The sequence below is a fragment of the Pseudoalteromonas sp. GABNS16E genome (assembly GCF_028598715.1).
GTDB lineage: Bacteria > Pseudomonadota > Gammaproteobacteria > Enterobacterales > Alteromonadaceae > Pseudoalteromonas > Pseudoalteromonas atlantica.
This window is the reverse complement of record NZ_JAQREZ010000018.1, coordinates 25,441-38,387: the sequence shown is the minus strand read 5'-3', so window position 1 is coordinate 38,387 and position 12,947 is coordinate 25,441. Positions and strand designations below refer to the sequence as shown.

The window sequence follows — 12,947 nt, the reverse complement described above, 5'->3', positions numbered from 1 at the left end:
TTTATGAGCCAATTATTCTCACCTTTAAAGCTCGGTGAACTCACTTTAGACAACCGCATTATTATTGCGCCTATGTGCCAGTACTCAGCAAACCAGGGGTCTGCCAGTGATTGGCACACTATTCATTTAGGGCAATTGAGCTTAAGTGGTGCAGGGCTATTAATTTTAGAGGCCACCGCGGTAAGCCCAGAGGGGCGCATTAGTTACGCCGATTTAGGGCTTTGGAATAACGAAACCCAGCAAGCACTGGGCAAAAGCTTAAAAGCGCTTAGGCAATACAGTCCTATGCCTATTGGCATTCAGCTTGCGCATGCAGGGCGAAAAGCATCTACTGAAAAACCATGGGATGGCGGTGGTGCAATTGCACCTAGCGATGAAAACGGCTGGCAAACACTAGCGCCTTCTGCCATAGCCTACGATGACAGCGCCTATCAACCAAAGGCTATGACAAAATCGGATATAACCCAGCTAATAAACGATTTCGTCAGTGCAGCAAAACGCGCTGATGAGCTAGGGATTGATTTAATTGAGCTACATGGTGCGCATGGTTATTTGTTACATCAGTTTTTATCGCCTCTTTCAAACAAGCGTGATGATGAATACGGGGGCAGTTTGCAAAACCGTATGCGTCTTGTGCTTGAGGTATTTAAAGCATTAAGAGCTGAATTTGCAAGCCATAAACCGGTAGGTATTCGTATCTCTGCTACTGATTGGGTAGAAGGTGGCTGGGATTTAGCACAATCTATTGAGCTTGCTAAAGCATTAGACAAGCTTGGCTGCGATTTTATTCACGTAAGTACCGCAGGGCTAAGCCCAGAGCAACAAATACCGGTTAAACCTAACTTTCAGGTACCATTTGCAACCGCTATTAAAGAGGTCGTAAGTATGCCGGTAATAGCTGTAGGTTTAATCACTGAGCCACAACAAGCCGAAGATATTATTAGCGAGCAGCAAGCCGATGGCGTAGCACTAGCGCGAGGTATTTTGTATAACCCGCATTGGCCTTGGCATGCTGCAGCGCAGCTTGGCGCAACCGTTAATGCGCCTAAGCAGTACTTGCGATCTAGCCCGCATGGGCAGCCTTCACCTATTAAGTAACTTACATTTTTACATTTACCATGGCTACCCACTGCATTTATATGCAGTGGGTTTTATTATTTATAAATTAGAGTTATTTATGAACCAATCACGTGCACAGCCAGTGCAAATAAGTAATACCTTAGTGAGCATTATTGCTCTGTGCTGTGGCCTTATTGTGGCAAATATTTATTATGCCCAACCTATTATTGAGTTATTAGCGCCCGATGTGGGTTTAAGTGCGCACAGCGCCAGTTTTATTGTGTCGCTTACACAAATTGGCTATGCAATGGGACTGTTTTTTTTAGTGCCACTGGCTGATTTAGTCGAAAACAAACGCTTAATGCTCATTACCTTAGCCATAACATTTTTAAGTTTAATAGGCGCAGGCTTGGCGCAAAGCCCAAGTGTAATGTTGCTATTATGCTTATTGGTGGGGGCGAGCTCTGTATCGGTGCAAGTATTAATACCGCTTGCTGCGCATTTATCGTCAGATGAAAAACGCGGGCAAGTACTGGGTAATATAATGGCGGGGTTGTTACTGGGTATTTTATTAGCCAGGCCAGTTGCAAGCTTAATAGCCGATCATTTTGGTTGGCGAGCCGTATTTTACTTTGCCGCAGGCTGTATGGCATTTATAGCCAGTGTTATATATTTTGCTATACCGAGCAGGCAACCGGCACACAATACAACGTACTTTAAGTTATTAAAATCGCTTAAGCAGCTAATAATACAGCAGCCCGTGCTGCGTCAGCGGGCATTGTATCAAGCGCTTATGTTTGCCTCTTTTAGCTTATTTTGGACCAGCGTACCGGTTGTATTAGCCAGAGAATATGGTTTATCGCAATCGCAAATCGCCTTATTTGCTTTAGTAGGCGCAGCTGGTGCTATTGCAGCCCCTATTGTTGGGCGTTTAGCCGACAAAGGTTACACGCATCAGTTATCGTTACTTGCAAAAGTGATTGCTGCTGCGTGCTTTTTACCCAGTATATTTGAGCTTCCGCACGGTATTATTATTTTAGCGCTAACGGGCATGTTTATTGATTTTGCTGTGCAGGCAAATATGGTGCTGGGTCAGCGGGTGGTATATTCATTAGAGCCGCAAAGCCGAGCTCGCTTAAACGCCATATACATGACCAGTATTTTTGTTGGCGGAGCGCTTGGCTCGTTAATGGCAAGCCCGCTATACGAAGCTGGTGGCTGGGAAAGCGTGGCGTTAGTGGCAGCTGGTATGCCAGTTATATCACTAGTCGGCTATTTAATGACAAGTAAAAAGTAGCGCGATACAAGTTATATAAAATTTTGTTTTTTAAAAGGCCAGCGCAGTTATGTGCTGGCCTTTTTATAGAGGCGATTATTGTTTTTTAACACTCGAAAATGAGCTACCCACCGAGGCTATAATCACTAATAAAATAGCCAACCATTGCCACAAAGTTAATAACTCGCCAAGTATAATAAACCCAGCAAGGGCGGCAAACGCAGGCTCTAAACTTAGCATAATACTAAACCCTTGAGCGGGCATATTACGCAGTGCAACCATTTCAAGTGTATAGGGCAGTGCGCTTGATAAAATAGCAATGCCAATGCCCAGCGGTATAACACTCCATGTAAATGCGCTGCTTTGTAATATGCCGCCATAAGGTACAAGTACAATGGCTGCTACGGTCATGCCGAGTGCGACCGTTGCGCCGCCTGAGCTTTGTGTGCCTGTTTTTTTGCCAAATAAAATATAGGCTGCCCAGCAAGCACCGGCACCTAGAGCGAGTATTACGCCAATTGGGTCTAGGCTTTCTTGGCTGCTCATATCGGGCAGTAACAGTAAAATACCCGTAATTGCACACGCCACCCAAAATAAGTCGCGCTTAGCGCGTGAGCTAAATAACGCCACCGCTAATGGGCCGGTAAATTCAAGCGCCACACCAATTCCTAAAGGGATGCGTTCAATGGCGTAATAAAATAAAATGTTCATTCCGCCTAGGCTTAAACCGTATACCACAATTGATAACCGATTCCCCTTAGCTGGTAGGTGTTTCCACGGTTTAAATATTAAACACAAAATAAGTGCAGAAAAGCCAAGCCTAAGTGCAGTAGTGCCTTCGGGGCCAATAACAGGAAATAACTGCTTAGCAAATGAGGCGCCAGATTGAATTGTGATCATTGCTAAAATAACGCACACAAGCGCGAGCAAAAAGTCTTTAGTGGATGATTGCATTATTTTCCTTGGTAACAATCGTCTAGTTTTGCGCAGTGTATCTGTTTTTTATTGGCTAAGTAATAGCTTGTAAGGCATATACATTAAATTTGGGAGGGAGTAACTAATATATACGATGAATTAGCGTAACTGCTTATGCATAGCTAAAGGCAAAAGCTGAGTGCCTTAAAATAAAAAAGCCAGCGAATAGATCGCTGGCTTATAAACGTTTAGGTCGTTTTAGTGTGTTTTGCTAGCACTTTTAACTAGGCCATCTAAAGAATAAAGGCCACGTTTTTCATCATTTTTACGTTTGATTTCTTCAAGCGCACGCGCTTCTACAGCGTCAAATAATGCATTAATTAAACGGTTAAAGTGTTTATGCATTGCGGTACGTGCGGCGCTTGCATCGTGTGTTTGCAGCGCATTATAAATAGCGGTGTGCTCATCCATTACGCAATCGTTATTGTTTTTACACACACTGCCGTAATCAGCCACAATTTGTGAATTGTTTAAACGTAAATCCCATAAATTTGCCACTGCATACTCAAGGGCTTTGTTACGTGTAGCACGCGCTATAATTTCATGAAACTCGCGGTCTGCTTGTTCTACATATAAGCCTTTTTCCATGGCTATTAGCGTTTGCTTTAATTGAGCTAGTTCTTCATCGGTGATTGATTGAGCGGCAAGTGCGGCTATTTCACCTTCAATGAGTGCGCGAGCTTGTGTTAGCTCAAAAGCGCTGATCTCTTTTGTTTTTACAGATGTTTCTTGTTGTTCTATTACATAAACGCCTGAGCCGGTTTTAACCTCTACGCGGCCTCGTACTTCTAATGCAATAATAGCTTCACGAATTGTTGGGCGGCTTACGTCAAACATGTCGGCAAGTTCTCGCTCTGGTGGTAAACGACTCCCAGCAGAAAACTCTCCTTGGTTTATCAAAGCTTCAACTTTATCAACAATGCGCCAAAATAAGCGACGGTTTTCCATATTCTACCTTTATTACCTTAAGGAATAGCGGCTAATAGGCTCAAATAGCCTAAACCTAATGTTATTAGCAGAGGTTACCCCAAGATTCACTATTATGTCAAAATTCTAAAGTGATGTAACGGTCATATAATATTATAAATGAGTGTTAACCTATTTATGTTACCAATTTAGTATAAATTTTAATAATTGGCTAGCTTGATTGGTCATGTTTTTGTGTGCTAAGTTAACTTTGCTCATTTATATAAGCGTGCTTAGAGTAAGCTAACTTTAATGGATTAAAATGTGTGCAATCTAGGCGTGGGTTAATGGTGGTGCGAGGTGAGTAACCTAGTGCGCCTAATAACTGGCGCTGCCTTGGTTGAATGGTGAATAATTAAACCATTAAAAATCTACACGCTTTGATAAAGAGCCTGTGTAATTTAGCTGTACCAAATAAAAAATAAGTAAGCACATAATTACAACTAGGCTCTTGCCTTGATTGCCCACGGATGGGGGTCAACTTTAGTCCGCTGCTGCGTTTTTATCATTAGGGTACACTACCCCAAGCTGTTTTCTTGCGGTATCAAGTACGTTCATTACGTCGCGGGCAAGCTGATGTGTATTAACATCTGACTCTCGTTTTTGCGCGTTTATGGTTTGCATAAAGTGCGCAACTTCGTATTTCATAAAGTACTCATCAAATTTATCAGAAATAACCTCAACCTCCCCGTTATTGGCAACAAACTCTATGTGTTTTAACTGCGACACGGCATGTATTCGTAAGCGTCCGCGCTCACCTTGTATTTCAGTGATGTTATCGCCTTGAGAAATTTTAGAGTAGCTAATAACGGCTTGTTTATCATCGTAATTTAATAATACGTCGCCTGCGCCATCTACGCCTGTATCTAATAGTACACCGCTGGCACTCACGCGCTGTGGAGCGCCCCAAAGCGCTATAAGTAGGTAAAGCGGATACACACCTAAATCGAGCAAAGCGCCATTGGCAAATTCGGGTAAAAAGGTATTTGGGCGTTCGCCGTTTTTGTATTTATCGTAACGTGATGAGTACTGACTGTATTGGCCAATAAACTTACGGGGTTTACCAATTTTACTCAGCGCATTTTTAAGTCGCGCAAAGTTTGGCAAATGCGTGGTCATCATTGCTTCCATGTATAGGCGTTTATTGGCATTAGCTGCAGTTAAAATAGCATTTAGCTCTTGGCTATTAGCGGCTGAAGGTTTTTCGCCTAGTACATGTTTGCCTGCTTCAAGGCACATTACTGCATATTGCTTGTGTAGGCTATTTGGCGCTGCAATATACACCGCATCAACATTGGGGTCTTTGCATATCTGCTCAATTGAGGTGAAAATTTTTACATCGGTATTGGGGTGATTAGATAAAAAGGCTTCGCCGCTTGATTGTTTGCGTGAGCACACACCGTATAAATTAAATGCAGGTAACGTATTTGCTGCGCTTAATAGGGTATCACTAATAAAATTTGTACCGACAATGACAAAGTTCATGCCTGCTCCTTAGCTTAAATAATAAGAGCCGTTACTTTAACATTTTTTTTGCCCTGTATGCGCGTGGAGAATACCCAAACCAGCGTTTAACACTTGCGCATAAGGTTGCCTGTTCGTGATAGCCTAAAAGCATTGAAATAGTGCTGATAGAGTATTGTTTTTGAAGCAAGTAATGCGCTGCCAGCGCCCGACGAGTGGTGTCTTTCAGTTTTACAAAGCTGGTGTTATGTTTAGCCAATTCACGGTGCATGGTACGCGGGTGCATATTAAGTGCCTCGGCAATAGTTTGGTTTGAACACTGATAAATGGGCAGCATTGGCCTTATGAGTGCGCTTACTTGGGCAGGTAATGAGTGACTGTGTTCGTTGCGTTTAGCTAAAAAATTAAAGGCCGCGTCGGTTTTATTAAGGTTATTGTGGTTAAGCTTTATCGATAAGTCGGCTTTGTTTATTACAATGCCCGCACTGTTGCGGTGCTCTATTACTTTACAGCCAAAATAGGTTTTGTATGCGAGAGTATTAGTTGCCAGCTTTTGCGGTAAAAACACAGTGCGAGGCTTGCACTGATTATTACTTAATTTTTTAATTATGCTCATGGCTAAGCCAAGCGTGAGCTCTATGGCTTGGTTTATTTGTGGTAGGGGCTTTAGGTTAAATTCAAACGATAAAAATAAGCTCTCGTCATTATCTAATGAGTGCGTTGTTAAGCACAATGCGGGGCTGTGTAAGTGTAAATATTTAACCACCCAGCTAAGCGCTTCTTCTAAATTAGTCCCACTTTTAGCGGCTATGGCTATGTGGCCTAAAATATCAAAGTTTTGTTTATTTGCTAATTTAAGCCCAAAGCTTGGGCAGTTAAGCGTGTGGCTGCAGTACTCTAATAAATTTGCATAGCTCAAATAGGGTAAATATTGGTTTTCAAGGTCATTAAAATCGACAGTGACCTTACAGGTTTTCATTACGCTTGCTGGGTCTGCGCCAAGTTCTTTAATTAACGAGTCTATTGAATATAAAGAGGTGGCACGTATTGGGCTGCTCATACACTGGCGCTGTAAATTAAAGAAGGTGTCTAAAAATATCAAGTTTTTAGGATTTAATCTATGCACTATAGAGCGAATAGCTTGCTGCAATAAAACTGCTTATTTACAACTGCATGGATGCACAAAGCAGAAGCAGCTACCAATAAGAACTAAATAGTGATGATGCAAAGGCACCTATGAGTAACCACACGTTTGATTATATTATTATTGGCGCAGGCAGTGCAGGTTGTGTGCTGGCAGCGCGTTTATCAGAAGATCAGCATATAAGTGTGTGCCTAATAGAGTCGGGCGGTAGCGATAACAGCGCTTTAATACAAATGCCTGCGGGTATTGCGGCCAGTGTGCCATACGGAATAAATAGTTGGCATTACAACACGGTACCGCAAAAGGCGCTTAATAATCGATGTGGCTTTGTGCCGCGGGGTAAAGTGCTAGGTGGGTCTAGCTCTACTAATGCCATGGTGTATATACGCGGTAATAAATACGATTACGATAACTGGGCACAAAATGGCAACCTTGGGTGGGACTACAACAGTTTATTACCCTATTTTATAAAAGCCGAAAACAATAAAACGTTTAATAACGCGTTACATGGCACAAAAGGGCCATTGCATGTGCAAGAGCTGACTAAGCCAAGTGCGGTAAACTCTTGCTTTTTAAAAGCGTGTGTTGAGCAAGGAATACAGTTAAATGACGATATAAATGGCGCTGAGCAACATGGAGCACGGCTTTCGCAGGTTACGCAACATAATGGTGAGCGCTGTAGTGCTGCAAAAGCGTATTTAACACCGCACTTAAATAGGCCTAACCTTAGTGTGTTTACCCACAGCCACGTTAATAAGATTATAATAAAAAATAAGGTCGCCCACGGCGTAGAGCTTGAGCGCGGCGGTAAAATTATTACATTAATGGCCAAAAAGGAGGTGCTTTTAAGCGCCGGTGCAATTAACTCTCCGCAGGTGTTAATGCTTTCAGGAATTGGCCCTAAAGCGCATTTAGCAGCGCATAACATATCACTGGAACATGCACTGGAAGGAGTAGGGGGTAATTTACAAGATCACTTAACCGTGGTGCCTTTGTGTAAAGCAAATACAGCAAAAGGCACCTTTGGGGTAAGTGTAAAAGGCGCTGCAAGTATTATTAAAGGGTGTGCGCAGTGGTTTAGTAAACGCAGCGGAATATTAACCAGTAATTTTGCTGAGTCACATGCGTTTATTAATGTGTTGGATAATTCGCCTGCGCCGGATATTCAACTTGAGTCTGTAATTGGGTTGGTGGACGATCATAGTCGCAAAGTTCACCTTGGCCATGGCTATAGTATTCACAGTAGTATTATGCGCCCCAAAAGCCGAGGGACAATAAGGCTTGCCAATAGCGATCCACGCAGTGCGCCGCTTATCGACCCTAATTATTTAAGCCACCCTGATGATTTATCGCTTATGCTTGCAGGGCTTAAAAAAGCGCTGCGTATTATGCAAAGCCCCGCCTTTGATAAAATTCGTGGTAACTTTGTTTACCCGCTTGATGTAAATAACGATTCCCAGCTTATTGAGTTTATTCGCCAAACTGCCGATACCGAATATCACCCTGTTGGCACCTGTAAAATGGGCACCGACAATATGGCGGTGGTTAATAGCAAACTACAAGTACACGGGATACGCAGCTTAAGGGTTATTGATGCCTCAATTATGCCTACCATAGTAACAGGTAACACAAACGCACCTGTTATTGCCATTGCTGAAAAGGCCGCTGATTTAATTAAATTGAGCTATAAAACAGGGTTATAAGTTGCGGTTGTAAAAGTCAGTAAGCCACGCCTGCCAGTCATCTTCTAGTTTAAGCATTTGTTGGTGCTTTTTAGCGTTAAGGTGTTTGTTTTCATCTTCGGTGGCAATAAAAGGGCCTACCCGACAAAGCGAGCAATGATTTTCATCTAAATACGCAGGCTTTGTAAGGTGAGTGCTTAGTTCGTCAGATTGCGCCAAGATTGCTTTAGGCGTAAACACATAAGTGATGCCACTGGTGTCTTTTACGTGTTTGTCACGGTCTACGTTTCTTATTTTGTAACCATCAAACTGGTTAATATCAAAAGGCATTTGACCCGCGTATTTAGTCTCAAGGGCATTACTTAAGCTGCCTTCAATATTCCACTCGCGATAGGGTTTTACATCTTTTGAGGTTATGTAGCAAAGCATAGGGCCGCTTTTGTCGAGTGCGTATTTGTTAGCGTATTTAATAAATTGATGTAGTAACGCGCGATTAAGCACGTTCATGCTGGTTTTTTGGGTGTTGCTTTCAAATGCTTCGCGCCCGACAAAGGCAGGAATAAGCGGAAACTGAAAAATAACCACATCAAAGCTGTGCTGGTGGGCAGCTAATTTTTGCCAACATAAAGGGTCCGTTACATCAAAGCAATTAATAACCTCAACATGACACTTTTTTAAACTACTTAGCGCATTGTGCTGGTATTTTTGCTCTATGGTTTCTGCGCTATCATAAGTAGATGCGACTAACTTTGCCGGTTTTATATGATTAACCACCGCATTAGAGAACGATAGATCGCCATCGCCTACGGTGAGAATTCGCCAATTAGGATTTAAATACATAACTTAATTAGATTTGTGAGTATTTTGATCTGCACTTTGAGTATTTTGCGCTGTATTAGCACCATGCAAACGATGAAATGCAAGGCGTGTTTTAAGCCCTTCAATGGCTATTTGTTTTAAAATTAAATTAAAGGTAATTAAAATAGCAAACACAATATGAATAGGGCCATGTGTAAAACCCGCCTCTGGGTTATAAAGCGTAAGCCCAAACAACATAAATAACACCACTAACAGTATTTCTATTAATTGGTTTGAGTAAAAGCTGAGCCGGCCTTCATTTTTGTGATCTTTTTTAATACTAATAGCGCAAAAAAACGGAATAACTTTAATTTTAAAAGCGGCGTTTTTTTCTACGTAGTTTTCGCCAAGCTCGTTAAGCTGCTGGCGTAATGTATCAATCATGGTGCGTCCTTAAATAGCAGTGCGCGGATGTTACACTATTACGCCTAGTAGGTTAAGCAGCGCAAGGTTATTTTGGGTAAAGGCTCATACCAATGGTGAGTATGTGACACACAAATACCACTGAGGTAAGAATAAAGCGCATTTTTTGATAATCGCGATGGTAGGTTTGCCATTGTGGTGTGGCTTTTTCAAAGATAAGAACTAACCAAAAACTAGCCCCTAACCAGGCAAGCGCCCACTCCAGCGGAATAAACGATAAAAATGGTACGGGTATAACAGGCACAACCGCTTTAATTGCATCGCTGTAGCTTTGCATCCCAGCGCGCCATAAATTGCCCGCCATAAATGCCAGTATAGCAATGCTATAAAAAGTAAAAAACTCCAAGTTAACGCTATTACTGCCAAACATAAGCGGCCACGCTACACAGCCCAAAAAGGGGAGTAACCCCAAATAGCCAAGTTGAATATGATTAACAAATTTTTCCATTACAGCATGCCTTATGTTGTGTGTTTTTAGCGCGGCTATTGTAGCAGTATTCTTAGCACTTACAGGTAATAAATCGTTTATGAATAGAAGAGCTAGATAGTTCAATCTTAAAAATCGATTGTTTTAATCTAAACAATCAATTTTATTTAGTTTACCAATGGGCTTATTGTATTAATCAAGCCAACGCGAAAGGCCACACATTTTGGCTGCGTTGAGTAACTTTAAAACACTTTAAATATAAATGAGGAATACTATGAGCACTTCATTGATCAACACAAAAATTCAACCTTTTAACGCAACTGCATACCACAATGGTGACTTTGTAGAAGTGTCTGAAAAAGACGTACTAGGTAAGTGGTCAATCTTCTTCTTTTACCCTGCAGATTTCACGTTTGTATGTCCTACTGAGCTTGGCGATGTTGCTGATTACTACGAGCAGCTACAAGAAATGGGTGTAGAAGTTTACTCAGTATCAACTGATACTCACTTCACGCATAAAGCATGGCATGACACGTCAGACACTATTGGTAAAATTAAATTTCCAATGATTGGCGACCCAACTGGCCGTATTACTCGCAGCTTTGGCGTTATGATTGAAGATGACGGCCTTGCACTTCGCGGTACTTTTGTAATGAACCCAGAAGGCGAAATTAAAGTAATCGAAACGCATGACCTAGGTATTGGCCGTAGCGCTAAAGAGTTAGTACGTAAAGTACAAGCTGCTCAATACATTGCAACTCACGACGGTGAAGTTTGCCCAGCATCTTGGCAGCCAGGTGAAGACACACTTGCTCCTTCACTAGACCTAGTTGGTAAAATCTAAATACAGGTTTACCCACTTTTATGAGGGCAGGTAACTGCCCTTAAACCAACATCATTTCGTTTGTTGGTGCCTCCTATCTCAACTCGGACTCATTAGCACATGCATTAGTTGGCATGGGAGGCTTGCTGTTTAAATTTTCCTAAAAAGGGTTAAGCCATGTTAGATAACAACATTAAAAATCAATTAAAAAGCCATTTTGAATCGCTTACTCAACCTGTTGAGCTGCTTATTGCCTTGGATGACAGCAAAAAATCAGCAGAAGTAGAAAGCTTAGCAAACGACTTAGCATCATTAAGCGACAAGTTTACGGTAGTGAGCAACCCTGATTCGAGCGCACGTCGCCCATCTATGGTTGTGCATTCACCTGAAAAAAACACCCACATTACGTTTGCTGGCGTACCTATGGGTCACGAATTTACAAGTTTAGTGTTAGCGCTTTTACACACTGGCGGACACGCAAGCAAAGCAAAAAGCGAAGACATTGAACAAATAGAATCACTCAATCAAGAACTTAATTTTGAAGTATACATAAGCTTAAGTTGCCAAACATGCCCACAAGTAGTGCAGGCGCTAAATACAATGGCAGCAACAAATAGCAAAATTAAAGCAACAATGATTGACGGCGCACTGTTTCAAGACGAAGTAGAAGAGCGCAATATTTTAGCAGTACCAGCTGTGTACTTAAATGGCGAACCGTTTAGCCAAGGTGCATTAAGCCTGACCGACATTTTAAATAAAGTAGACACTAAAGGCGCTGCTAAGCAAGCTGCAGCATTAAGCGAAAAAGACGAGTTTGATGTGTTAGTAGTCGGTGGCGGACCTGCGGGTGCCTCAGCCGCTATTTACTCTGCTCGTAAAGGGTTAAACACCGGTATAGTTGCCGATAGATTTGGTGGCCAAGTTGCCGATACGTTGGCTATCGAAAACTTTATTTCGATTAAAGCCACTGAAGGTCCAAAGCTTGTTGCTCAGCTTGAAGAGCATGTTAAAGAATACGATGTAGATGTAATGCATAACCAACGCGCAGCAGGGCTTGGTCGCGGTAGTAATGGTTATGAAATTACCCTTGAAAACGGGGCTACTTTAAAAGCTAAATCGCTTGTTTTAGCAACCGGTGCACGCTGGCGTGAAATGAACGTACCTGGTGAGCAAGAATATCGCGGCCATGGCGTAGCTTACTGCCCACACTGTGATGGTCCGCTATTTAAGGGTAAGCCTGTTGCCGTTATTGGTGGTGGTAACTCGGGTATAGAGGCGGCTATCGACTTAGCTAACATTGTAGAGCATGTAACTGTGCTTGAGTTTGCTGACACGCTGCGCGCCGACGAAGTACTTATTCGCAAAGCGAATAGCTTAAGCAACATCACTATTATTAAAAATGCGCAAACCACTGAAGTAGTAGGCGATGGTAAAAAAGTAACCGGACTTAATTACACTGACCGTGTAACAGGCGAGGAAAAATCATTAGCACTTGCAGGTATTTTTGTACAAATAGGTTTGATCCCTAATACCGAATGGTTAAAAGAGAGCGACCTTACACTAAGCAAGTTTGGCGAGATAGAAATTGACGCTAAAGGCGCAACCTCATTACCGGGTGTTTACGGTGCGGGTGACGCGACAAATACGCCGTTTAAGCAAATCATTATTGCAATGGGTAGTGGTGCAACAGCAAGCTTAGGGGCGTTTGATTACTTAATTCGCCATAGCGAGCAAAGCAACCAAGACCAAAATGCAGCTTAATAGGCAAACCTTCTCTTGATGTAACAGCAATAGGTACACCCAAAAGCTGTTTGTTAACCCAAGCCGCCCTCTCCAAAGGCGGCTTTTTT

General features: G+C 42.3%; 12 protein-coding genes. 5 read left to right on the top strand and 7 right to left on the bottom strand.

What is annotated here, in order from left to right:
- The first annotated feature begins 3 nt into the window (after positions 1–3).
- Entirely contained in the window at positions 4–1,098 is a 1,095-nt protein-coding gene (locus tag PSI06_RS09435) for an NADH:flavin oxidoreductase/NADH oxidase (RefSeq protein ID WP_273603629.1), read from the top strand.
- Between the two features lie 79 nt (positions 1,099–1,177).
- On the top strand, positions 1,178–2,356 hold the full coding sequence (locus tag PSI06_RS09430; RefSeq protein ID WP_024032731.1) for an MFS transporter: 1,179 nt from the start codon (positions 1,178–1,180) through the stop codon (positions 2,354–2,356).
- 75 nt (positions 2,357–2,431) lie between these two features.
- On the opposite strand, the gene PSI06_RS09425 is transcribed toward PSI06_RS09430, so the two are convergent.
- The 4 genes from PSI06_RS09425 to PSI06_RS09410 all read right to left on the bottom strand — a co-directional run bounded on the left by PSI06_RS09425 (position 2,432) and on the right by PSI06_RS09410 (position 6,800).
- Positions 2,432–3,289, bottom strand: a complete 858-nt coding sequence (locus PSI06_RS09425) for an EamA family transporter (protein WP_273603628.1) — start codon at positions 3,287–3,289, stop codon at positions 2,432–2,434.
- A gap of 219 nt (positions 3,290–3,508) precedes the next feature.
- The gene (locus PSI06_RS09420) at positions 3,509–4,258 is read right to left on the bottom strand and encodes a FadR/GntR family transcriptional regulator (RefSeq protein ID WP_273603627.1); all 750 of its coding nucleotides are present in this window, start codon (positions 4,256–4,258) and stop codon (positions 3,509–3,511) included.
- Between the two features lie 501 nt (positions 4,259–4,759).
- Positions 4,760–5,761: a Gfo/Idh/MocA family protein gene (locus tag PSI06_RS09415; protein ID WP_273603626.1), complete on the bottom strand. Its 1,002-nt coding sequence runs from the start codon at positions 5,759–5,761 to the stop codon at positions 4,760–4,762.
- A gap of 31 nt (positions 5,762–5,792) precedes the next feature.
- Positions 5,793–6,800 carry an AraC family transcriptional regulator gene (locus PSI06_RS09410; RefSeq protein WP_273603625.1) on the bottom strand — a complete coding sequence of 336 codons (1,008 nt, stop codon included), beginning with the start codon at positions 6,798–6,800 and terminating at the stop codon, positions 5,793–5,795.
- Between the two features lie 176 nt (positions 6,801–6,976).
- On the opposite strand from PSI06_RS09410, the gene PSI06_RS09405 reads away from it, so the two are divergent.
- On the top strand, positions 6,977–8,587 hold the full coding sequence (locus tag PSI06_RS09405) for a GMC family oxidoreductase (RefSeq protein ID WP_273603624.1): 1,611 nt from the start codon (positions 6,977–6,979) through the stop codon (positions 8,585–8,587).
- On the opposite strand, the gene PSI06_RS09400 is transcribed toward PSI06_RS09405, so the two are convergent.
- From PSI06_RS09400 to PSI06_RS09390, 3 genes are all read right to left on the bottom strand, one after another.
- Positions 8,582–9,406 carry a class I SAM-dependent methyltransferase gene (locus PSI06_RS09400; RefSeq protein ID WP_273603623.1) on the bottom strand — a complete coding sequence of 275 codons (825 nt, stop codon included), beginning with the start codon at positions 9,404–9,406 and terminating at the stop codon, positions 8,582–8,584. The genes PSI06_RS09405 and PSI06_RS09400 overlap by 6 nt on opposite strands.
- 3 nt (positions 9,407–9,409) lie before the next feature.
- A complete protein-coding gene (locus PSI06_RS09395; RefSeq protein WP_029774450.1) occupies positions 9,410–9,808 on the bottom strand; it encodes a hypothetical protein in 399 nt (132 codons plus the stop codon).
- Between the two features lie 67 nt (positions 9,809–9,875).
- Positions 9,876–10,295: a DUF3429 domain-containing protein gene (locus tag PSI06_RS09390; RefSeq protein WP_054981772.1), complete on the bottom strand. Its 420-nt coding sequence runs from the start codon at positions 10,293–10,295 to the stop codon at positions 9,876–9,878.
- Positions 10,296–10,548: 253 nt separating this feature from the next.
- On the opposite strand from PSI06_RS09390, the gene ahpC reads away from it, so the two are divergent.
- Together ahpC and ahpF are read left to right on the top strand one after the other, a co-directional pair.
- Positions 10,549–11,118, top strand: a complete 570-nt coding sequence (gene ahpC, locus PSI06_RS09385; protein ID WP_004587118.1) for an alkyl hydroperoxide reductase subunit C — start codon at positions 10,549–10,551, stop codon at positions 11,116–11,118.
- Positions 11,119–11,274: 156 nt separating this feature from the next.
- Entirely contained in the window at positions 11,275–12,858 is a 1,584-nt protein-coding gene (gene ahpF / locus PSI06_RS09380; protein WP_054981773.1) for an alkyl hydroperoxide reductase subunit F, read from the top strand.
- Positions 12,859–12,947 lie beyond the last annotated feature (89 nt).

Bases quoted from the DNA above. Each gene is read 5' to 3' on its own strand.
- PSI06_RS09400 (WP_273603623.1), bottom strand. From the start codon at position 9,406: ATGTATTTAAATCCTAATTGGCGAATTCTCACCGTAGGCGATGGCGAT.
- PSI06_RS09420 (WP_273603627.1), bottom strand. From the start codon at position 4,258: ATGGAAAACCGTCGCTTATTTTGGCGCATTGTTGATAAAGTTGAAGCT.
- PSI06_RS09415 (WP_273603626.1), bottom strand. From the start codon at position 5,761: ATGAACTTTGTCATTGTCGGTACAAATTTTATTAGTGATACCCTATTA.
- PSI06_RS09395 (WP_029774450.1), bottom strand. From the start codon at position 9,808: ATGATTGATACATTACGCCAGCAGCTTAACGAGCTTGGCGAAAACTAC.
- PSI06_RS09430 (WP_024032731.1), top strand. From the start codon at position 1,178: ATGAACCAATCACGTGCACAGCCAGTGCAAATAAGTAATACCTTAGTG.
- PSI06_RS09405 (WP_273603624.1), top strand. From the start codon at position 6,977: ATGAGTAACCACACGTTTGATTATATTATTATTGGCGCAGGCAGTGCA.
- PSI06_RS09425 (WP_273603628.1), bottom strand. From the start codon at position 3,289: ATGCAATCATCCACTAAAGACTTTTTGCTCGCGCTTGTGTGCGTTATT.
- ahpC (WP_004587118.1), top strand. From the start codon at position 10,549: ATGAGCACTTCATTGATCAACACAAAAATTCAACCTTTTAACGCAACT.
- PSI06_RS09410 (WP_273603625.1), bottom strand. From the start codon at position 6,800: ATGAGCAGCCCAATACGTGCCACCTCTTTATATTCAATAGACTCGTTA.
- ahpF (WP_054981773.1), top strand. From the start codon at position 11,275: ATGTTAGATAACAACATTAAAAATCAATTAAAAAGCCATTTTGAATCG.
- PSI06_RS09390 (WP_054981772.1), bottom strand. From the start codon at position 10,295: ATGGAAAAATTTGTTAATCATATTCAACTTGGCTATTTGGGGTTACTC.
- PSI06_RS09435 (WP_273603629.1), top strand. From the start codon at position 4: ATGAGCCAATTATTCTCACCTTTAAAGCTCGGTGAACTCACTTTAGAC.